The following is a 21975-nucleotide window of genomic DNA, read 5'->3' as shown; positions in this document are numbered from 1 at the left end:
TTTATATTTGGAAACACAATTTTAAACCAACTGTATGAGAGTAATCAACCTGTTTCTATGCCTTTTGCTGGCAGGGTGGCTGCCGGCATCTGCCCAAAATAAACATGCCTGGAAAGAAGCCACCTCTGGCGGGTATACTTACCGCTATGTAACCGGAGACCCCATGCAGGCCCGCTTTTACACCCTCAAGAATGGTCTTACCGTTATCCTGAGCGTGAATAAAAAAGATCCGCGCATCCAGACCCTTATTGGCGTACGTGCCGGCAGTAACAGTGACCCGAAAGACCATACCGGCCTGGCTCACTACCTGGAACACCTCTTGTTCAAAGGCACGCAGCAATACGGCTCGCTTGACTGGGCCAGGGAAAAACCTTACCTGGATAATATTGAGCAGCTATATGACACCTACAATCAAACCGCAGACGCAGACAAGCGCAAGGCCATTTACCGGCAAATAGACAGCGTGTCCGGCCTGGCAGCAAAATATGCCATTGCCAACGAATACGATAAAATGATGACCGGCATGGGTGCGCAGGGTACCAATGCGCACACCTGGGTGGAAGAAACCGTGTATGAAGAAGACATTCCCTCCACGGCGGTAGACAAATTCCTGGCCGTGCAGGCGGAGCGTTTCAAAAATCCCGTGTTCCGCATTTTCCATACAGAGCTGGAGGCGGTGTACGAAGAAAAGAACCGCGGGCTTGACAATGATGGCCGCAAGATGTACGAAACCATGCTGGCCACCCTCTTCCCCACGCATAACTACGGCCAGCAGTCCACCATCGGTACGGTGGAGCACCTGAAAAACCCTTCGCTGAAAGCCATCCGCCAGTTCTATAACGAGTACTATGTGCCCAACAACATGGCCATCGTATTTGCCGGAGATTTTGACCCTGATTATGTGATCAAACGTATAGACGAACAGTTCAGCTATATGGCCGCCAAGCCGGTAACAGAATACAAGGCGCCGGTGGAAGCGCCTATCAGCACGCCCATTGTGAAAGAAGTATTTGGCCCCGATGCGGAGAATGTGAACATAGCCTTCCGTATGCCGGGCGCACTGGATACCAGAAACTCCGTGATACTCACCGTAGTGTCTCAGGTGCTTTCTAATGGCAAGGCGGGTTTGCTGGACCTTAATCTCAACAAACAACAAAAAGTACTGGGCGCCGGCGCCAGCCTGTTACCCTGGAAAGACTATACCGTGTTTGCCCTCAGCGGCAGGGCCAAGCAGGGCCAGTCACTGGACGAAGTGAAAGACCTGCTGCTGGCGCAGCTGGACATCCTGCGTAAAGGCCAGTTCGACGAAAGCCTGATCACGGCCATTGTCAATAACTTCAAACTGTACGAAGTGCAGGGCCTGGAAAGCAACGGCAACCGTGCTAACAGCCTGATGGACGGTTTCATCAAACACAAGGGTAATAACTGGCTGTACGATGTAGCTTACATAGATGATATGAGCAAAGTGAGCAAGAAAGACATTGTGGATTTTGCGAATAAATATCTTGTTAATAATTATGTACTGCTCTATAAAAGGAAGGGCGAAGACAAGAACATCGTAAAGGTAGAAAAGCCCCCTATTACGCCCGTGGAAGTGAACCGAAACGCCCAGTCTCCCTTCCTGAAAACCGTTGCAGACATGCCTGAAACCGCGGTAAAACCCCAGTGGCTGAACTATGATAAAGACATCCGCAAAGGTAAGGTAGGCAATGCAGACCTGCTGTACGTGCAGAATAAAGATAATGGCCTGTTCCGGCTTTATTACCGTTTCAATATGGGCAACTGGGGTAATAAAAAACTGCCGCTGGCCGCACAGTACCTGCAATACCTGGGTACAGACAAATATTCTTCCGAGGAGATCAGCAAACAGTTTTACAATATTGCCTGCAGCTTCAACGTATCTGTGGCCGCTGAAGAAACCACCATCTCTATTTCCGGCCTGCAGGAAAACTTTGACAAGGCGGTAGAGCTGTTTGACCACCTTGTCAATAATTGCAAGGCAGATGAAGAAGTGCTGGCCGGCATGAAGAACAGGCTGCAAAAAGCCCGTGCAGATGCCAAGCTGAACAAGGGCCAGATCATGAGCGGCCTTCGTTCTTATGCAACATACGGGGCCAAAAATCCGTTTAATAACCAGTTGAGCAACGATGAGCTGAACGCCCTGACGGCAGCTGAACTGGTGGATTTGCTGCATACTTTGCCCCGTTACCAGCATACGGTGATCTACTATGGCCCTGAAACGCTGGAAAACGCTACGGCACGCATCAGGCAACTGCACCGTCAGCCCTCTACGTTCATAGCGCTCACAAATGGGAAGCAGTTTGAGAAAGTACAGCAAACGGCCAATAAGGTTTACTTTGCGGACTATGACATGGTGCAGGCGGAAGTGAACTGGGTGCGTAACGGCAACGTGTATGATCCGTCTGCCACGGCGGTGGTAAACCTCTTCAACAATTATTTCGGCGGAGGCATGGGCTCCATCGTATTCCAGACCATACGGGAATCCAAAGCACTGGCATATTCCACCTATGCCTATTACGCGGCGCCCAATAAAAGAACGGACCGCTATGCCATACTGGCCTACGTGGGCAGCCAGGCAGATAAAATGAATGAGGCCATTGCCGGAATGAACGAGCTGCTGACCGTTATCCCCGAATCTGAAAAAGGGTTTGAGACAGCGCGCAGCAGCATGAAAAAAGATATAGAGACCGAACGTATTACGCAAGACGGTATTATTTTCAGCTACCTCAGCGCAAAAAAACTGGGGCTGGATGAAGACATCCGCAAAAGCGTATATGAAAGCATAGACAAGCTAAGCTTTGACGATGTGAAAAAGCTGCATGCGGAAAATATTGCCGGAAAGCCTTATTCGTACTGTATTCTGGCTTCAGAGAAAAAAGTAAATCTGGATGATCTGAAGAAATATGGAGATGTGCAGAAGGTGAGCCTGGAGGAAATATTCGGGTACTAAAAACATTCAACAGCATACCTGGAAAGGAGCGCGGCTAAATTGCGCTCCTTTCTGCTTTTTAACACAATATTCACGTTTCCGTTGCCGTTTATCTAGTCGAAAATCACCTGTGTTACCATGTGGCGCTATTGCTGTTTGATTCTGTTATTGCCGCTGTTGGCATTTGAGCACAATTACAACGACCTGTACACCGTAAAGCTGAACCCTTCCCGGATTGATGCAGACAAGGTTTTTTTGCTCATAGACAAAAGCGACTACCGTTTGTATCTGTATGAGGATGTAACGCTCATCAAGATATACAAGGTGGTATTTGGCAATCGTGATATTTCAGACAAGTTTGTGCAGGGAGACCGCCGTACCCCCATCGGTACTTTCCGCATTTTGTCCAAGCGGTTCGACAACCGCTGGAGCCGTTTCCTGCACCTCAATTACCCCAACGAAGAATCTTACCAGAAATTCCATCAGCGCCAAAATAGCGGCCTCATCCGAAAAGGGGCAGACATTGGTGGCGGCATTGGCATTCACGGCGTTGAATACGCTTCCGGCATCCGGGACAGTTATGTAGACCAGCGCATCAACTGGACGCTGGGCTGCATAAGCCTGAAGAACGCGGATGTGAACGAACTGTATGACGTGGTGAAGGTAGGTACCCCGGTGGTGATACGCATTTGATGGTCACAAATCCTCCGCACTCCGCCGCTTCCGCTGCGGCCCCGTATTGTAGGCCTTTCCGAAACGATAGCTGAAACCCATTCTTACAGAAGGGTTCCGAAACCTGCGGGTAATATTTTCAGTGTAGGTATCGCCAAAAAAGAAACCCTCAGATACGTTGTAGGGGTGCAAAAAATCCTGAAAACGAAGGCTGACCGCGTATTTTCCATCGTTAAATTTTTTATTTACACCGAGGTAAAAAGTTAGCCAGCTGCCCACGTAGCCGTACAGGAACGGGTAAGGTGTGAAGTAACGAATATTACCTTCTGTCCCAAAACCTTTGGGGAATTGCCGTGTGGCGTTAACAGATGTTTCCATGTAGTTGTAGGTAAAGCGATGTGACGCGCGGAACTCCGTATAGCTATAAACAAGGTTGGTGTTCAGTTTGAAATGGGCTCCTATATTAAGGTTCAGATTGAGTGATGCGCCTGCTTTGCGGTGGCCCGCTATATTGGCGTAGCTGTTGTAAATAACGTGCTCTTTCATCAAGCGGACGCTCTGTATGCTGTTGTTCGCATAGTCGTAATAGGCAGACAGGTTTAAGGAGCTATTGTTGTCGAAAGAGGCTGAAATGCCTGCTTCTATATGATTGAGCCACTCAGGCACCAGGTTGGGGTTACCTTCGGTAATATTCAGCGAGTCACTGTAATCTGTTGCGGGCGTAAGATGATATGGGCTGGGCCGCCTGATGCGCCTGGCGTAGCCCAGCGTGGCAGATACTTTTGAAGAAATAGTACGGAATACCAGCAGGTTGGGTACCAGCGTACCGTACGGACGCAGGGCAATAGCCGCCGTTTGCCCGCCGGCCTTCAGTTGTGTGTATTCATACCGGAGGCCCGCCCTCACTTTCCACTTGCCTAAGGTTTGTTCATAACTGGCGTAAACGGCCGCCACGTTCTGCCGGAAATCAAAAAGCCGGGAACGGGCAGTGTCATGCTTATAGCCGGCGGCACTGTCAAACGTATACAGTTCATAGTCGGAATTTACCTGGCTGGCGGTGTATTTGAGGCCTGCTTCAAGCTTCCGTGAAGTAGAAAACGGGTGTGTATAGTCCGTTTGCAGCATCATGTCAGCGTTGGAGCCTGCGTTTTCATTTTTCTCGCGGTAATTCTGCTCGGTGTTTTCCACCTGCAGCATAGTATATCCGCTGCGGTTGTGGCGGGTGTTAAGGCCTGCAACAACAGACAATTCCCGGTTGTTGCTAAAGTGTTTGCTGTATGTGAGGCTGGCAAGGTGGTAGCTGTAATGCGCCTCCCGGTAGGTGGTGCGGCTGTAGGCGCGCCTTACATCCCCCTGCTGAAACTGTTGCGCTTCTAGTTCCTGTCGGCGCTTCACCGGAAATATACCCAGGCGCAGCAAAATGTCAAGAGACTGCGTGCTGTCTGGCTCCCAGCCACCCTCCAGGGTGAAAAAGTTGTTTCTGCCACGGAAGGCATTTTCCGTGTATTGCCGGTTCATAAATGTATTCAGTCCTCTTCGTTCAGATGTTTCGTTGTTGTATGAATTATAGAAGCCTTGCAGCACTTCGGCAGAGCCGGATATTTTACTGAGGCGATAGTTTAGTTTCAACGTGTAGCCTGTTTCCAGCTGATGGGCGTTGGCATTCAGCGTGCCAGTGATGCCGCGGAGGCGATTGCGTTTCAGCCATATCTGCAGCACGGCAGCCGCGCCTTCAGCATCATAGCGGGCGGACGGGTGGGTGATCACCTCAATGCGCGCAATATCTGCAGCAGTGAGCTGGCGCAGCAGGTCAGGAACATTGGTAGAGTAAAATTCTGCAGGTTTGTTGTTGATGAACACGCGCACATTGCTACCATGGAGAAATACATCACCATCCTGGTTAACACTGATAAAAGGCACCCGCTGCAACAGATCTTGTGCGTTGCTGCCGGCCGCCACTACGTCTGAGGCGGGGTTGTATACCAGCCCGTCTATGCGCCGCTCAATTGCCGGCGGCCGTTGAGACTGCACTTTCACTTCTTCCAGCTGCCGCGCAAGCGGTTGGAGGGTAATAGTGATGTTTTGAGCAGAAGGAGATACTACCGGCGTACAGCAGAATGGCGCATAGCCAAGGTAGCTGGTCTGCAGCAAATAATTGCCGGCGGCTATATTATCAAATACAAACAGCCCTGAAGAGCTGCTGCTTACGGTGGCGGCAATACTGCTGTCTGTACGCAGAAGCACTACTGTGGCAGCCGCAAGCGGTTGTTGCTGGTGGTTGCATACAACGCCCTTTATCTGTTGTGCCTGCGCAGAAGCGCAGTTCAGGGCCAGCAGGCTGCAAAGCAGTAGTTTTTGTGCCATGATGTAAAGAAAAGAGGCTCCGGGCGGCGCAGAAAATTATTTACATCATATGAAGGTTTTGCGAGACAAACAGCAGCCTTCAGCACAAAAAAAGGAACTGCATGGTAGTGCAGTTCCTTTTACCGGTATCAAAAATTATTGATTTTACAATTTTCCCCGCTTGATCTCTTCTACAACAGCCGGGTCAAGCAGGGTAGAGGTATCCCCGAGGTTGTCCAGTTCACCTTCGGCAATTTTACGCAGAATGCGGCGCATGATCTTGCCGGAACGTGTTTTGGGCAGCCCGCTTACAAACTGGATCTTGTCTGGTTTGGCAATGGGGCCAATAATGCGGGCTACGGTTTGCATAATATCCTTTTTAGTGAGGTCCGGATCTTTCACATGCATTTCTGAAATCACGAAAGCATAAATGCCCTGGCCCTTGATGTCATGCGGGTAGCCAACTACAGCGCTTTCTACCACGCCGGCGTGCATATTGATGGCGTTCTCTACTTCCGCCGTACCTATACGGTGGCCGCTCACGTTCAGCACATCGTCTACGCGGCCGGTGATGCGGTAGTAGCCGTCTTCATCACGCAGGCAACCGTCTCCCGTGAAGTACAGGTTTTCGAAGGTGGCAAAGTAGGTGGTACGGCAGCGCTCATGATCTCCGTACGTGGTGCGTATCATACCCGGCCATGGAAACTTGATGCAGAGGTTGCCATTTACGCCGTTGCCTTCAATTTCTTTACCGTTCTCATCTACCAGTACGGGTTGAATACCGGGTAGCGGCAGCGTGGCGTAGCCGGGCTTTTCAGGCGTGATGCCGGCAATGGGGGCAATCATGATGCCGCCCGTTTCCGTCTGCCACCAGGTATCTGTAATGGGGCAGCGGCCTTTACCGATCTGGTCTTTATACCAGTGCCAGGCCTCTTCGTTAATGGGTTCGCCCACGGTACCCAGAGTGGTGAGCGAGCTGAGGTCTTTATGGTTCACCGGCCCCAGCCCAAAGCCCATAAGGCTGCGAATGGCGGTGGGGGCGGTGTAGAGCACGTTTACCCTGAATTTGTCTACAATGTCCCAGAACCGGCCTGCGTCCGGGTAGGTGGGTACGCCTTCAAACATCAGCGTGGTGGCGCCGGCGCTCAACGGGCCGTACACAATGTAGCTATGCCCGGTTATCCAGCCAACGTCTGCCGTACAGAAATACACCTGGCCGGGCTTGTACTGGAAAGTATTGATAAACGTGTAATTAGCGTACACCATATAGCCGGCACATGTATGCACCACGCCTTTCGGTTTGCCGGTAGAGCCGGAAGTGTAAAGAATGAAGAGCATGTCTTCCGCGTCCATTTCCTCAGCCGGTACCGGCGGGTTGCCCATGGTCTCTACCTGCTTGATCTCGTCTTCCCACCATACGTCACGGCCTTTCAGCATGCTTACGGGAGTACGGGTACGGGTACATACAATTACCTTCTGTACGCTGGGGCAGGCCATCAGCGCATCATCTATTACGGATTTTAAAGGAATGTCTTTTGCGCCGCGGTACGCCCCGTCACAGGTAATTACCAGTGAGGCCTGCGCATCCTGTATACGGTCTGCAATAGACTGGGCGCTGAAACCGCCGAATACTACAGAGTGGATGGCCCCAATGCGGGCACAGGCCAGCACGGCAATAGCCAGCTCCGGTATCATGCCCATATAGATACATACGCGGTCTCCTTTCTTCACGCCGTTGTTCTTCAGCACATTTGCAAACTGGCACACCTTGTTGTACAGCTCGCGGTAGGTGAGAATACGATGTCTTTCTTCCGGATCATTCGGCTCCCAGATGATGGCCGGCTGGTTGCCCAGCGTGCCCAGGTGCCTGTCAAGACAATTTTCTGTAATGTTGAGCTTTGCGCCGGTGAACCATTTAACATCCGGTTGTTTAAAATCCCACTCCAGCACTTTGTCCCATTTCCGACGCCAGTAAAAATGATCGGCTACGTTGGCCCAGAATCCCTCCGGGTCAGTTACACTGTGCTGCCAGGCTTGCTGATAGTCTTCAAAATTCTTGAGTTGATATGGGTACGACATGATTCCCAAAACGTTTTTTTAGTTTATAACAGTTTTTGTAAACGGGGCTTAAATTTAGTGAATAAAGATTGAAGATTATCGAATTTACTACCAAGAAAATTGAATATAGTATAATAAAACACAAGCGGCAGCCTGTTTTAGCTGCCGCTTGTGTTTGTTATTTCCGCGCCTGGTCTACAGATTCTTCAGCCGTTCCTTGGCGTAATTGTGAATGTTTACCTCGTCTTTGCCTTCCGGTTTGGCATCTTTGACGAACTGCTGGTAAAACCGTTTTGCCCGCACGGGGTCTTGCATGTATTGGTCGTAGATACGTGCAATGCCGTACTGGCGCATGGGGTCATGGAACAGGTAATAAGCCGTATCGTAATGTTTAATGGCCGTTCTGTACTGCTTCATTTGCTCATAATTGCCCGCCATGGCTGTGTAATAGCTATCAAGGGTTTGGGACTTAGCCATGTCTATACATTCCTGCAGCAGCGCATTGCTGCTGTCAAACTGCCGCTTTTCCGAATAGGACAGCGCTGCGTAGTATTTTACGGTTTCCGGCGCCGCCCGGATGATGGCCATCATTTCATTATGTACCCGTATGCAGCTATCATATTGCTTCAGCGCGTAGTGAGATACGGCCAGGAATGAGCAGGCCATGGGATCTATCGTCCGCCTGCTCAGCAAGTGTTCTCCATACACCGTTACGTTCCTGAAATTTTTCTGAAGGTAGGCGGAACGGATGAGCAGCGTGCTTACCGTCAGTTGAGAACTGTCTGCGGCATAGTAGGTTTTCAGCACACTGTCTGCCATGGCAAAATCTTTTCTGTCAAGGTACTCGGCGCCGAGGAAGGTAACCACGCCTACATCTCGTGGGTTAAGGGCATACGCCTGCTTCATGTAATAGAAAGCGGTGTCCTGCATGCCCACCACGTTGGCACAGGCGTTGCCCAGCTGCTTGAGGTAGGCCGCATTATTGGGCCGCAGCTTCAGCAGCCTTTCAAAATACACCACAGACTGCGCATGGTTTTTCTGGTTGCGCGCCAGTATGCCCAGGTGCTGGTTGGCGGCAATATGGTTGGAATCCAGCTCAAGTACGCGTTTATAATTGTTTTCCGCCTGTGCAGGCTGCCCTGCCTGAAAGTATGCATTAGCCAGCAGGGACAGGCCGTTGGTATGCTGCGGTTTCACCGTTTCCTCAAGGTACCGGATAATCTTGTCAAACTGCTGCTCCTGGATGTAGTCCATCACCAGGCTCTTGTCAAACTGGTCTTGCCGCAAATTTTCCTGTGCATACAGGGGAGTAGCGCAGAGCAATGTTAAAGCGAAGAGTACGATTATTTTCATGCGAATGCGTTTTCTTCTTATAAAACTAATAATTTAGTTATTAAAAGAAAAATTTAGTTGGAAGGCTTTAAGGGAATGAATCAGGGTCAACAAAAAAAGCAAAAAGGAGATGGCTCCCTTTTGCTTTTCAGAAAATTAACCTGGTTGATTTTTGAGGGTCACCCTTCGTTTTCCGTAGTGATGATGGTAACGCGGTTGGCCAGCGGCGCCTCAATGGGCATTTCCTGGTAGGAGAGGCTGCTGACGCCTCTTATTTTGGTAACCGGGATGGCGTTGATTTCACGGTCAGGGGAAAAATGCTGCAACTCGCCATGTACGGTAACGGTTACATGTGAAATGGAATTGCCGCCGGTTTCATGTAGCTGACGGATGAACCCGGCAATTACTGCCCGTAGTTGTTCTTCGTGCAAGGTTGCGGTGTCAGATTGTTGCATGGCGTTTGACTTTTGGGTGATAAAAACATGTTTTGGTACATGTGCCCGGGTAGCCTGTTTCTTTACGCTATTGTGCATTAGCGGGGCCTGTACTTGTTGCTGTGAGCCAGCAGGGTTTTCAGCAGGTTGTCACCAACCGCCAGTATCTTGTCTTTTTCTGCGTTGCTGAATGCCTTTTTTGTTTTTGTTTTCCGGTAAAAGGTAGCCTCACTCCAGCCACACTCCTGGCATACAGACTCCCGGAAAGATTTCGGTAACTGTATCATTTCAGTGTGGATGTCAGACAGGAGGTTGACGGATGAAAGTTTTTTTGATTCCATTTGCGAATAATTTTGTCAGATTGATGAATAAATGCGCAAAATGTCAATGAAAATGTTATATTGATATAGTGAACATCATACAATTCATTGACAATTATTACAAGTATAACAAAATTTATTTACAGTGGAATCAGTCTCCAAAAATATAATTCATGAGGGCGCACGGTTAAAACAAATTGTGCGGGACAAGCGCATGAAGATCCTTGATTTTGCTGAGCTGGCGGACTTCTCAAACCAGATTGCGCATTATTATTTCCGCAAGGAAGCCATCAAAAGATCTACTCTTCTGGAGTTCTGCACATTATTGGGCATTAGTCTTGACGAGTTTTACAATTGGTCAAATCCCCGCCGTCCCGCCCTGCAACCCGCATCGGATTTTCATTATGGCCAGCGCCTGAATGAGCTGATAGAGGAAAAGGGGTTGAACAAAACCAAGCTGGCAGAGCGTATGGGCTTGAGCCGGCGCGCGCTGTACAACCTGCTGGAGAAGGCGGTGTTCAGCACGGAGCAGTTAAAAAAAATATGCCAGGTGCTGGAGGTTGGCCAGAAAGAGTTCCTGGGGCACAGCGGTGTGGAAGACGGAGGTATAGACCTGTCTGATGTGGAAAGCTGGAAAGACAAATACTACAAACTGCTGGAAGACCACAACAAAGTGCTGGTGGAAATGGCCCGCCTGCGGGAGGAGCTGCGGAACAAGGCCTCCTGAAAAAAAGGTGCCGCTGCCTGCAGGGCAACAGCACCCGGGGGTTCTCAGTAGTCAAAGGATGATATGTGCAATTCCAATTATAATCCCCTGCAAGTTAACCGCAATCCTTCCCTTACCCGCCCGCTATCGGGAAAACGATTTATAAATACGGGAATTTTTTTCCTCATATCCCCTTGAGGGTCTTGACTGTTTAAGGCATATTACATATATTAGCATATTCTATATTTGTTTTACGATTATCCCTATTAGTCTATGAAGAGCTGTCTACTGGCTGTGTTTATGTGCTTTTTGTTGCTGGGTGGCAAGGCTCAGCGCGCTTCTGCACCGGCGTTGAAAGAGTTTGAAGCGTTCTGGAAAAGACTCCATACTGCCATCATCAAAAAAGACTACCAGGCTTTGAGCCAGTATACGGAGTTTCCGCTGGTGGTGAAAAAAAGCCTGGCGGATACAACCGTACAAACCGTTGGTCGCGAAGAATTTCCCGCATTTTTCAAGAACTACCTGGAGCTGCCTGTTGCCGGTGATTTTGGCAACAAATACGAGCTGCTGCGTGCGCGTAAAACGCTTAACGAAGATGACATAGCATTAGTAACAGACGATTCTGCCTCCGTTGAGGATTTTGAGTTCCAGAAGGTGAATGGTGGCTGGAAGCTGGTATACGTATATGCTACTGCGGAAATTGAGTAAGTTGTGAACGGCGCCGGCTAAACGTTCCCGGTGGCCAGATAGCCGGCTTCATTTTCGAATTATTTTGAATATAAATTATATTTATACAGCAGTCCCCTTCTTTCCCCAAATTTCTCTATCCAGAAATCAATTATTCCCGTAACTTTGCACGATTTTTTAGTTCGATGCGGGCTGAGAGATCGCATGGTTTTTCATTATCAATAGCTAATAAAAAAAGATGCCCAAAGACACCTCCATCAAATCTGTTCTCATTATCGGCTCCGGTCCTATTATTATTGGTCAGGCCTGTGAATTTGACTATTCCGGCTCCCAGGCGGCGCGTTCGCTGCGGGAAGAAGGAATCAAAGTGATTTTGATCAATTCCAACCCGGCCACTATCATGACGGACCCTATGATGGCAGACAAGGTTTACCTGCTGCCTTTAACAGTGGAAAGTATTGAGCAGATACTGGAAGAGAACCAGATAGACGCCGTACTGCCTACCATGGGTGGCCAGACGGCGCTCAACCTTTGTAAAGAAGTAGATGAGCTGGGAATTTGGGAAAAGAATAACGTTAAACTGATAGGGGTAGACATCAAGGCCATAGACAAGGCTGAAGACCGTGAGCAGTTCCGCCAGTGGATGATTGAACTGGGCGTGCCGGTGGCTCCCGCGCGCACGGCCAATTCCCTGCTGGAAGGTAAGGAGTTTGCCCAGGAAATAGGGTTCCCGCTGGTTATACGCCCCTCCTTCACACTGGGCGGCACCGGCGGCGGTTTTGTACACAGCAAGGAAGACCTGGATGAGGCGCTTGACCGTGGCCTTACCGCTTCACCCGTACACGAAGTGCTGGTAGAAAAAGCGGTACTGGGCTGGAAGGAGTATGAACTGGAATTGCTGCGGGACAAGAATGACAACGTTGTGATCATCTGTACCGTTGAAAACCTCGACCCGATGGGTATCCACACCGGAGATTCCATTACCGTGGCCCCCGCCATGACCCTGAGCGATACCGCTTTCCAGGACATGCGCAACAAGGCCATCATGATGATGCGCCAGCTGGGTAATTTTGCCGGCGGCTGTAATGTGCAGTTTGCCCTGAACCCGGAAAACGAAGAACTGATCGCCATCGAGATCAACCCCCGCGTGAGCCGCTCCTCCGCCCTGGCTTCCAAAGCTACCGGCTACCCCATTGCCAAAATAGCTTCCAAACTCGCCATCGGCTATACGCTTGACGAGCTGGAGAACCAGATCACCAAAACCACCTCCGCCTATTTTGAGCCCGCGCTGGACTATGTAATTGTGAAAATGCCGCGCTGGAACTTCGATAAATTCAAAGGAGCAGATGATACCCTGGGCCTGCAGATGAAGTCTGTAGGCGAAGTGATGGCCATTGGCCGCACCTTCCCCGAAGCGCTGCAGAAAGCCTGTCAAAGCCTGGAGAACGATGCGGTAGGCCTTGGCTACTACGGCAAGTCCCTGATGAAGAGTGAACAGCTGGTGGAAAAACTGAAGCGCCCCACCTGGGACCGTATTTTCCGCATCAAAGACGCGCTGATGGAAGGCATGTCCGTTAAGTCCATTCACCAGGCCACGCAGATAGACCGCTGGTTCCTGCACCAGATCAATGATATTGTAACGCTGGAGAAACAACTGGGCGAGCATGACCTGGCCTCCGTTCCCCTTGACATGTTGAAAACTGCCAAGGAAATGGGTTTCTCAGACAAACAGCTGTCTCTCATTTTCGGTAACTGCGAAGAAGAGGAAGTGTACGAAAAACGGAAGGCCGCAGGCATTACCCGCACCTACAAAATGGTAGACACCTGCAGCGCAGAGTTCGAAGCCAAAACCCCGTACTTCTACTCAGCTTTCGACACGCAGAACGAAAGCATTCCCACCGGCAAAAAGAAAGTAATAGTGCTTGGCTCAGGCCCCAACAGAATTGGCCAGGGCATTGAATTTGACTACTGCTGTACCCATGGCCTGCAAGCTATCCAGGAGTGCGGCTATGAGGCCATTATGGTGAACTGCAACCCGGAAACCGTATCTACAGACTTTGATATGGCAGACAAGCTCTACTTTGAACCGGTATTCTGGGAGCACCTCTGGGAAATTATTGAGCTGGAAAAACCGGAAGGCGTTATTGTACAGCTGGGTGGCCAAACGGCGCTGAAACTGGCCAAACGGCTTACGGAGAAAGGCGTGAAGATCATCGGCACCTCTTTTGACAATATGGATATTGCCGAAGACCGCGGCCGCTTCTCAGACCTGCTGAAAGAACTGGAAATACCTTACCCGAAATACGGCACCGCCTTTAATACGGATGATGCCATTGACGTGGCCAAAGAAGTTGGCTACCCCGTACTGGTGCGCCCCTCTTACGTATTGGGTGGCCAGCGGATGCGCATCGTTATCAATGAAGAAGAGCTGGAACAATCCGTACTGAGCCTGCTGAAACACCTGCCGGGTAACAAGATATTGATTGACCACTTCCTTGACCGCTGCCAGGAAGCAGAGATAGACGCCATTTTTGACGGGGAGAACTTCCATGTAATGGGCGTGATGGAACACATTGAGCCTGCCGGCATCCACAGCGGAGACAGCAACGCAGTGTTACCAGCCTTCAATCTGAGCCAGCTCATAGTAACCACCATGGAGTACTATGCTGAAAAAATTGCCCGCGCGCTGGACATCCGTGGTCTCATCAACATCCAGTTCGCCATCAAAGACGGGCAGGTGTTCGTAATTGAAGCCAACCCCCGCGCATCCCGCACCACGCCGTTCATTGCAAAAGCATACCAGGTACCTTACCTCAACATTGCCACCAAAGTGATGCTGGGCGCTAACAAACTGACAGACTTCAAGATCGAGAAAAACCTGAAAGGCTTTGCCATCAAGGAACCGGTGTTCTCCTTCAACAAGTTCCCGAATGTAAACAAGGCGCTGGGGCCTGAAATGAAATCTACCGGTGAGGCCATCCGCTTCATCAAAGACCTGCGTGATCCTTACTTCAGAACACTTTACAAAGAAAGAAGCATGCACCTGAGTAAATAACCGGTGCTGATAAGATAACGGAAGGTGTATCGCAAAAAGCGGTACACCTTTTTTGTTGCGGGGTAATTGCTTTTTCACTGCCGGAAAATCCCTAAATTTAGGACGTACCATTGTTTGTAAATATGTTTGTTAATCTCTGGAAATCCGCACCCTTCCTGCGTTTGATATGGCCGCTCATAGCAGGCATCGTCACCGGGCTCTACTTGGCAATTGTACCATGGCATTTACTGATCGTTTGCTGCGCCGGCTGGCTTGTCCCTGCATTGTTGAGCATTACATGGCGGTACCGTTTGCGTTACCTCCGGGGAGCTGCTGTAGCGGGCATGGTGTTCTGGCTGGGCATGTGGCTGGTATATCAGCAGGATGTGCGGCACCAGGCCAGTTGGTATGGGCATACGAAAGAAGATACTTTGACACTGGCCGTTACGCTGCTGGAAGATCCCGTAAAAAAAACAGCCTCATGGAAGGCAGAGGCCCGCGTTACACACGTGTACAAACAAAGCCCTCAGCCTGTTACCGGCAACATGCTGCTGTACTTCCGGGAAGCGCCGCCGCTTCACTACGGCAACAGCCTCTTGCTGCGTGCCGCCGTAAGGCCCATCCAGGGCATGGGTAACCCCGGCGCTTTCGACTATGCGAGGTATTGCCGCTACCAAAATTTGTTTCACCAGGCGTTTCTGCAACCTGCCAACTGGCAAAAGCTGGAGGGCAACAAAGGACAGTTACTGGAAACCTGGCTGATTGCCGCGCGCAACTATTGCCTCAACACGCTGAAAACGCATATCCCGCACCGTGAGGAGTACGGCGTGGCGCAGGCCTTGCTCATAGGCTACCGTGGCGAGCTTGACAAAGACATAGTGCACGCCTACAGCAATACAGGAGTGGTGCACATCATTGCCATCTCCGGCCTGCACCTGGGCCTCATTTATGTAACGCTGCTCCAACTGCTGCGCTGGCTGCCGGCCCGCCGCCTCACCAACATTGCAAAAGCACTGATATTGATTGCCGTGCTCTGGGCTTTTGCGCTGCTTACCGGGGCTTCGGCATCGGTGCTGCGCTCTGCCGTGATGTTTACTACCATTGCCGTGGGACAGTTTATGATAAACCGGCATGCCAGTACTTTTAACACACTGGCCGCAGCTGCCTTCCTGCTGCTGTGCTACAACCCGTTTTTCCTGCTGGATGCAGGTTTCCAATTGTCATTTCTGGCCGTGGCCGGCATTTTGATCTGCTACAAACCTGTTTATGATAGCTGGATGGTGCGCAACCGCTGGCTGGACAAGATATGGCAGATGGCCGCCGTATCATTGGCCGCGCAGGTGTTCACCTGGCCTGTGTGTTTACTGTACTTCCGGCAGTTCCCGAATTATTTTTTACCGGCTAACCTGGTAGCAGTGCCGCTTTCCACCATTCTGCTGTATGGGGAAATATTGCTGGTGGCCCTTCCATGGCTGGGCGGCTTTGCCGGGCCTGTGCTGCAATGGGGCATCCGCGGGATGAACGCAGCCGTGCAGTGGATAGATGGTCTGCCAGGTGCGGTTACGGCCGGTATCTACATCGGTACTGCGCAGATGTATTGCCTCTATGCTTTAACCATAGCGGTTTGCGTATGGTGGCTGCTCAAACGGCGCGTAGCCTGCCTGTATGCATTAGCTGCATTTTTAGCCTACGTTGGCTTGAGGGCTGTTCGTAATATTGACATAGCTGCGCAGCAAAAGCTGGTGGTATACAATGTGCCGCGGAAAACACTGGTGGAGTACATAAGCGGCAGGCGCGCCCTGCGTTGGGGTGATACGCTGGCGGATATGGAGAAGTATACCGCCCCTGCACATCTGGAGATGGGGATCAATACGGTGAGCACTTCCACGTTCTCACCCTCATTACTCCTCTGCAACGGCAAACGTATACTGCTCTGGAAAGGGCGCTATCTGCCCGCCACCCCACTACAGCACAAAATAAACGTTCATTACCTGGTACTATCCGCCAACGCACCGCAGAACATTGAGCAGTTTGATGATTTTTTTATATACGAAAAAATAATTTTTGATGCCTCCTGTCCAGCTTTCCTGCTCCGGAAATGGAAAAGTAAATGTAACAAGCTACCTTTGCGCTGCTTTTCGGTTCCGGATAAAGGAGCCTTTGTTGTAAATCTCTAATTATTTCCTTGCATGCAAAAGCAAATTAAATCAGCACTGATCTCCGTTTTCTATAAAGACAACCTGGAGAACATCGTTAAAACATTGGGCCAGCAGGGTGTTACCATCTACTCCACCGGCGGTACGCAAAAGTTTATTGAAGAACAAGGCGTAAAATGCGTGGCGGTAGAAGACTTGACAGCATACCCTTCCATACTGGGCGGGCGTGTGAAAACCCTTCACCCCAAAGTGTTTGGCGGTATTCTGGCGCGCCGGGAAAACAAGCAGGACCTGGAGCAGCTGGCCCAGTACGAAATACCGGAAATAGACCTCGTGATTGTTGATCTTTACCCTTTTGAAGAAACCGTTAAAAGCACGTCTGAAGAACAGGCTATTATAGAAAAAATTGACATCGGCGGCGTTTCCCTCATCCGCGCGGCCGGTAAAAATTATAAAGATGTGGTGATAGTAGCCTCCAAAAACCAGTACGCAGACCTGGAAAAGGCGCTGGTAGAAGGAAAGGGAGCCACCACCCTGGAGCAGCGCCGTCAGTTTGCCGCCAAAGCCTTTGAGGTGTGCGCACATTACGATGTTGCCATTGCAGGCTACTTCCTGCAAAACAGCGAAAAAGACTACTTCCAGCTTTCCGTACCGCAGGGCCAGGTTTGCCGTTATGGCGAAAACCCCCACCAGAAAGGCGTTTTCTACGGTAACCTGGAAGATATGTTTGACAAGCTGCATGGTAAGGAACTGTCTTACAACAACCTGGTAGACGTAGATGCGGCCGTACAGCTTATTGCTGAATTTACTGATACCACTTTTGCCGTGATCAAACACACCAACGTATGCGGCATTGCCAGTCGTGTTACATTGACCGCCGCCTGGGAAGCAGCGCTGGCGGGAGACAAAGAAAGCGCCTTTGGCGGGGTACTGGTTTGCAATAAAACCGTAGATGCCGCCACCGCCCAGTCTATCAACGAAATTTTCTTCGAAATACTGATAGCGCCTGGCTTTGAGCCGGCCGCGCTGGAAATTCTGCAGGCCAGGAAAAACCGCATCCTGCTGTTACAGAAACAGCCGCTGAAAACGCCGCAGATGTTCAAGAACGTGCTGAACGGCGTGCTGGTGCAGGATAACGATGAAGGCAGCTTCAAAACCTGGGACGAGTCTGGCGCACAACCTGCCACTGAGGCCCAGAAGGCAGACCTGGAGTTTGCCAATATTGTATGCAAACACCTGAAATCTAACGCCATAGCATTGGTGAAAGAGCGCCAGCTGGTGGGCAAAGGCTGCGGCCAAACCTCCCGCATAGACGCACTGCGCCATGCTATTGAAAAGGCCAAACAGTTTGAGTTCAGCCTGCAGGGCGCTGTAATGGCTTCAGATGCGTTCTTCCCCTTTGATGACTGCGTACGTATTGCCAAAGCAGAAGGCATCACCGCTGTTATTCAACCCGGCGGCTCCATCCGTGACAATGATTCTATCACGTATGCCAAAGAGAACGGCATGGCCATGGTGATTACCGGGATGCGCCATTTTCGTCACTAACAGAAAGAACGTTTATCTCATAGAGGGCTGACCAGACCGGTCGGCCCTTTTTTCATTGGCATGTGGGCTTTTCCCCGCTATTTTTCAGTTATCGCCGGCTCGCCGGTGTAGGGCTTTAACACCACACCATTTTACCATTAATTTTGTACTATTGCCGTAGCAGATGCCATTCTTACAGCAACATATGATGAAGGAAGCCGATGATGCGCAGTTGGTCCGGAAATACAAGGAAACGGGAGAACTGACGTATCTGGCCGCGTTGTATGAGCGATATATGAACCTGGTATACGGCGTATGCCTCAAGTATTTCGATGAAGAGGCCAGTAAAGATGCCGTGATGCAGATCTTTGAGGAACTGGTAGACAAAGTGAAGCAGCACGAGGTGCAAAGCTTCCGCGGCTGGCTGCATGTATTGGCCCGCAACCACTGCCTCATGAAGATCAGGGCAACCAAAGGCCGGGTGGTGTCTATTGAGGAGAACGGGTTTATGGAATTGGGTGAAAATAATCATCCTGATAACGGATTCAGCCTGGAAAACAACCTCCAGGCCATGGAAAAATGCCTGGAAGGCCTGCCGGAAGAGCAAAAGCGGAGCGTACACCTGTTTTACCTGCAGGAAAAGAGTTACCGCGAGGTGGCAGACATTACAGGCTATGAAATGAATAAAGTAAAAAGTTATATACAGAACGGGAAAAGAAACCTGAAGATCTGTATGGAGAAAAATTAATGGCTGATAATCAAGGACATATTAAACCTACCGCGGAGCTGATCCGCCAGTACCTGGAGGGCACGCTGGACGATAAGACCATGCACGCCCTTGAAAAACAGGCGCTGGACGACCCGTTTCTGGCTGAAGCGCTGGAAGGTTTTGCCATACACCCGGCTGATCAGCAGCCTGCCCTTGAAGATCTGCAATCCCGCCTGGAAAAAAGGGTGAGCGGCGAAGATAAAAAACCGGGCGGCGGCGGCGTAGTACGACGCCTTGATTACAAATGGCTGGCCGCTGCAGCCGTACTGCTGATAATAGCCGTGGGCGCCCTGCTGATCATGAACCGTCCACTGCAGCCAGTAAATGACATTGCACAGGTAACAGAGCCCCGGCGCGCAGATTCTACCGCCGCTGCCGGTGCAACAGCTGCAGATACAGTGCCTGCCGCCGCAGAAGCGCAGAAGCCAGCTACAGCAGGCCCTGAAACGGCAGATAGGGCGAACCCGTCTTCCGTCAAACAGGCAAAAGAAGCTCCTGCCCCACTGACGGCCCGCACAAGACAGGAACAGGCTGCAAAACCTGCTCCACCGCCTGCTGCGGCCCCTGCACAGGAAACGGAAGGAACGCCCGGCCAGGCGGCTTTCGACAGCCGTAAACAATTTATTCGGGGACTGCCAAAGAATGCCAGCAAACAGCTGGTTTATGGAAAAGCCAGCCCTGAAAAAGCTGCGCTGAAACATCCAACGCTCGCATTCACCGAAAAAATAGACACTATCAGGATAGGCAAATACGCCGCAGATTCCACTACTTACGCCATGCAGACCGCGCCTCCATCTAAAGTGGAAGGAAAGATAACCGGCGCGCCCAATCCCTATCCCAACTATAATAGCCAGCACGATGAGCGCCTTATCAGCGGTGTGGTGGTAGATGCCGAAACCGGCCGCCGCCTGCCCGGTGTTTCTGTTATAGAGAGCGGCACCAACCGGGGTGTGGTAACAGATACCTCCGGCACTTTTGCCATGCGGGTAAGCCCCCGTAACGATGTGAAGCTGGACTTTTCCTACGTCGGTTATGAGAAAACCAACGTGGCCGTGTCTGCCGGCAATGCAGACAAGCTCAATGTGAAACTGCCGGCTAATAACCAGGCACTGGCAGACGTAGTGGTGGTGGGTTATGGAACGCAAAAGAAGCAAGACAGAACAGGGGCTGCCAACATCCAGATCAGGGGAATCAGCAGCCAGCCTTCTGCAGAAAAAGCTAAAGCGCCACACCCTGCCGTTTCTATTAAAATCTATAGTGACTACCTTGAGTCCCGCAGAAAACTGGTGATACCCGGCCTGTTGGAGAATAAAAGCGGGCAGGTACGTTTAACCTTCACCGTGATGCCAGACAGTACGCTGCGGCACTTTAAAGTACTGGAGTCTATGGGAGATGTGGCCAATAAGGCCGCCATCAGGATCATCAAGGAAGGCCCCAGGTGGGCGCCTGCCTCCAACGGCAAAAGGGCTACGGCAGAGGTAACAGTGCCGCTGTTGCTGCTGAAGCAGGAGTAACGGAAAACAAACAGGGCGTATCAGTGATATCGATACGCCCTGTTTTTATGCTTGTTATTCACGGATTATTTATTTCTCTCTTTCCATAGCTGGTTGAAAGACTTGGGCGCAAAAACAGGCATGCCCCGCTCATCGTCTCCCCATGCTTTCCCGAACAGTTTCCCGATAACCATGTTTTTGGTTTTCCCGCCTACCAGGTTCATCATACGCCGGCTAAGGCAGGCCTGTTTCCAGCCGAACCAGCCCAGTTTTTCCCCGCCGGAAGTGTGATGTTCTTCTACCGCTTTGTGGCGGTTGTGAAGCAGCAGCTCGTGCAGGTTGATGCGCACGGGGCATACCTCCGTGCAGTTGCCGCAGAGGGAAGAGGCAAAGCTGAGGTGCATGTATTTTTCAATGCCCTGCAGGTGTGGGGTAATTACCGCGCCAATGGGGCCGCTGTAGGTGGTTTTGTAGGTATGCCCGCCAATGTTCTTGTATACGGGGCAGGCGTTGAGGCAGGAGCCGCAGCGGATGCAGTAAAGGCTTTCCCGCGCCTCCACATCTTTCAGGATGTTGGTGCGGCCGTTGTCTATAAAGATCACGTACATCTCTTCAGGGCCGTCTGTTTCACCTTCCTGCCGCGGGCCGCTTAAAATGGTGTTGTAGGAGGTGATCTGCTGCCCTGTGCCGTAGGTGGCCAGCAGCGGCCAGAAAAGGGCCAGGTCTGTAATGGAGGGCAGCACCTTTTCAATGCCTACCAGTGCTATATGGGTTTTGGGGAAGGAGGTACTGAGCCTTGCATTCCCCTCGTTTTCCGTAACGGCAATGCCGCCAATGTCTGCAATAATAAAGTTGGCGCCGGTGATGCCCACTTCTGCTTCCAGGTATTTCTGACGCAGTTTTTCCCGTGCTACAAGTGTCACTTCTTCAGGGCTGAGCTTCGGGTCAGAGCCCAGCTTGTCTGCAAAAAGCTGCGCCACCTGCTCCTTGCTTTTATGCATGGCCGGCGTTACAATGTGGTAGGGCGGCTCATTGTCCAGTTGCTGAATGTACTCTCCCAGGTCCGTTTCCACGCTTTCAATACCGTGCTCATGCAGGTAATCATTCAGGTGGATCTCTTCCGTGGCCATGGACTTGCTTTTCACCACGGTTTTGCAGTTCTTGGCCTTGCAGATGGCCAGTATTTCTTCACGCGCCTGTTCCGCATTTTCCGCCCATATCACCTTACCGCCGCGCTTCATGAAATGCATCTCGAAATCTTCCAGGTGCTTGTCAAGGTGCTCAATGGCTTTCCATTTCACATTTTTGGCGCGCTCGCGGGCTGTGGGGAGGTCCGCAAACTGCAGCTTGCCGTTCTTCACGGCAGCGTTATACTTGCTGATATTGAAGTTGATGGTATTGCGGTGCCCAAGGTCCGCCGCTTTTGCTTCACTTTCGGAAAGAAAGGTACTGGCCGTCTTGTTCATATGCCTGTAAAGATAGTGAAAAAGTGTT

15 protein-coding genes are annotated in these 21975 nt (G+C 50.9%); 9 read left to right on the top strand and 6 right to left on the bottom strand.

The window, feature by feature from the left end; translation table 11 throughout:
- The first annotated feature begins 34 nt into the window (after window positions 1-34).
- Window positions 35-2971: an insulinase family protein gene (locus ABDW36_RS02725; protein ID WP_343700344.1), complete on the top strand. Its 2937-nt coding sequence runs from the start codon at window positions 35-37 to the stop codon at window positions 2969-2971.
- A gap of 135 nt (window positions 2972-3106) precedes the next feature.
- A complete protein-coding gene (locus ABDW36_RS02720; RefSeq protein ID WP_343700343.1) occupies window positions 3107-3643 on the top strand; it encodes a L,D-transpeptidase in 537 nt (178 codons plus the stop codon).
- Window positions 3644-3646: 3 nt separating this feature from the next.
- Here the strand turns inward: ABDW36_RS02720 and ABDW36_RS02715 are convergent, their stop codons facing one another.
- The 5 genes from ABDW36_RS02715 to ABDW36_RS02695 form a co-directional block, all read right to left on the bottom strand.
- Entirely contained in the window at window positions 3647-5986 is a 2340-nt protein-coding gene (locus ABDW36_RS02715) for an outer membrane beta-barrel protein (protein ID WP_343700342.1), read from the bottom strand.
- 144 nt (window positions 5987-6130) lie between these two features.
- Window positions 6131-8044 (bottom strand): acetate--CoA ligase, encoded by a 1914-nt coding sequence (acs, locus tag ABDW36_RS02710; protein ID WP_343700341.1) that lies wholly within the window; start codon window positions 8042-8044, stop codon window positions 6131-6133.
- Window positions 8045-8218: 174 nt separating this feature from the next.
- Entirely contained in the window at window positions 8219-9376 is a 1158-nt protein-coding gene (locus tag ABDW36_RS02705) for a tetratricopeptide repeat protein (protein ID WP_343700340.1), read from the bottom strand.
- 158 nt (window positions 9377-9534) lie between these two features.
- Window positions 9535-9810, bottom strand: coding sequence for a hypothetical protein (locus tag ABDW36_RS02700; RefSeq protein ID WP_343700339.1), 276 nt, complete (start codon window positions 9808-9810; stop codon window positions 9535-9537).
- 77 nt (window positions 9811-9887) lie between these two features.
- Window positions 9888-10130, bottom strand: a complete 243-nt coding sequence (locus ABDW36_RS02695; protein WP_343700338.1) for a hypothetical protein — start codon at window positions 10128-10130, stop codon at window positions 9888-9890.
- Window positions 10131-10254: 124 nt separating this feature from the next.
- Between ABDW36_RS02695 and ABDW36_RS02690 the strand changes: the two genes are divergently transcribed.
- The 7 genes from ABDW36_RS02690 (at window position 10255) to ABDW36_RS02660 (ending at window position 20502) form a co-directional block, all read left to right on the top strand.
- Window positions 10255-10836 (top strand): helix-turn-helix transcriptional regulator, encoded by a 582-nt coding sequence (locus ABDW36_RS02690; protein ID WP_343700337.1) that lies wholly within the window; start codon window positions 10255-10257, stop codon window positions 10834-10836.
- Between the two features lie 252 nt (window positions 10837-11088).
- The gene (locus tag ABDW36_RS02685; protein WP_343700336.1) at window positions 11089-11523 is read left to right on the top strand and encodes a hypothetical protein; all 435 of its coding nucleotides are present in this window, start codon (window positions 11089-11091) and stop codon (window positions 11521-11523) included.
- A gap of 217 nt (window positions 11524-11740) precedes the next feature.
- Complete coding sequence (gene carB, locus ABDW36_RS02680) at window positions 11741-14557, top strand: carbamoyl-phosphate synthase large subunit (protein WP_343700335.1); 2817 nt, start codon at window positions 11741-11743, stop codon at window positions 14555-14557.
- A gap of 122 nt (window positions 14558-14679) precedes the next feature.
- Window positions 14680-16713 (top strand): ComEC/Rec2 family competence protein, encoded by a 2034-nt coding sequence (locus ABDW36_RS02675; RefSeq protein ID WP_343700334.1) that lies wholly within the window; start codon window positions 14680-14682, stop codon window positions 16711-16713.
- Window positions 16714-16725: 12 nt separating this feature from the next.
- Complete coding sequence (gene purH, locus ABDW36_RS02670; protein WP_343700333.1) at window positions 16726-18240, top strand: bifunctional phosphoribosylaminoimidazolecarboxamide formyltransferase/IMP cyclohydrolase; 1515 nt, start codon at window positions 16726-16728, stop codon at window positions 18238-18240.
- 184 nt (window positions 18241-18424) lie between these two features.
- Window positions 18425-18967: a sigma-70 family RNA polymerase sigma factor gene (locus ABDW36_RS02665; RefSeq protein ID WP_343700332.1), complete on the top strand. Its 543-nt coding sequence runs from the start codon at window positions 18425-18427 to the stop codon at window positions 18965-18967.
- Window positions 18967-20502, top strand: coding sequence for a carboxypeptidase-like regulatory domain-containing protein (locus ABDW36_RS02660; protein ID WP_343700331.1), 1536 nt, complete (start codon window positions 18967-18969; stop codon window positions 20500-20502). Before ABDW36_RS02665 ends, ABDW36_RS02660 begins: the two co-directional genes overlap by 1 nt.
- Before the next feature lie 65 nt (window positions 20503-20567).
- On the opposite strand, the gene ABDW36_RS02655 is transcribed toward ABDW36_RS02660, so the two are convergent.
- The gene (locus tag ABDW36_RS02655; protein WP_343700330.1) at window positions 20568-21947 is read right to left on the bottom strand and encodes a LutB/LldF family L-lactate oxidation iron-sulfur protein; all 1380 of its coding nucleotides are present in this window, start codon (window positions 21945-21947) and stop codon (window positions 20568-20570) included.
- Window positions 21948-21975: the final 28 nt, after the last annotated feature.

The sequence above is a fragment of the Chitinophaga sp. genome (assembly GCF_039596455.1).
Taxonomy (GTDB): domain Bacteria; phylum Bacteroidota; class Bacteroidia; order Chitinophagales; family Chitinophagaceae; genus Chitinophaga.
The sequence above is the reverse complement of the archived record's forward strand: the minus strand, read 5'-3'. Positions and strand labels throughout refer to the sequence as shown.

Coding starts and splice junctions, on each gene's coding strand:
- ABDW36_RS02700 (WP_343700339.1), bottom strand. CDS start 9,810: ATGCAACAATCTGACACCGCAACCTTGCACGAAGAACAACTACGGGCA.
- ABDW36_RS02725 (WP_343700344.1), top strand. CDS start 35: ATGAGAGTAATCAACCTGTTTCTATGCCTTTTGCTGGCAGGGTGGCTG.
- ABDW36_RS02665 (WP_343700332.1), top strand. CDS start 18,425: ATGATGAAGGAAGCCGATGATGCGCAGTTGGTCCGGAAATACAAGGAA.
- ABDW36_RS02675 (WP_343700334.1), top strand. CDS start 14,680: ATGTTTGTTAATCTCTGGAAATCCGCACCCTTCCTGCGTTTGATATGG.
- acs (WP_343700341.1), bottom strand. CDS start 8,044: ATGTCGTACCCATATCAACTCAAGAATTTTGAAGACTATCAGCAAGCC.
- ABDW36_RS02695 (WP_343700338.1), bottom strand. CDS start 10,130: ATGGAATCAAAAAAACTTTCATCCGTCAACCTCCTGTCTGACATCCAC.
- ABDW36_RS02660 (WP_343700331.1), top strand. CDS start 18,967: ATGGCTGATAATCAAGGACATATTAAACCTACCGCGGAGCTGATCCGC.
- ABDW36_RS02715 (WP_343700342.1), bottom strand. CDS start 5,986: ATGGCACAAAAACTACTGCTTTGCAGCCTGCTGGCCCTGAACTGCGCT.
- ABDW36_RS02655 (WP_343700330.1), bottom strand. CDS start 21,947: ATGAACAAGACGGCCAGTACCTTTCTTTCCGAAAGTGAAGCAAAAGCG.
- ABDW36_RS02685 (WP_343700336.1), top strand. CDS start 11,089: ATGAAGAGCTGTCTACTGGCTGTGTTTATGTGCTTTTTGTTGCTGGGT.
- ABDW36_RS02705 (WP_343700340.1), bottom strand. CDS start 9,376: ATGAAAATAATCGTACTCTTCGCTTTAACATTGCTCTGCGCTACTCCC.
- carB (WP_343700335.1), top strand. CDS start 11,741: ATGCCCAAAGACACCTCCATCAAATCTGTTCTCATTATCGGCTCCGGT.
- purH (WP_343700333.1), top strand. CDS start 16,726: ATGCAAAAGCAAATTAAATCAGCACTGATCTCCGTTTTCTATAAAGAC.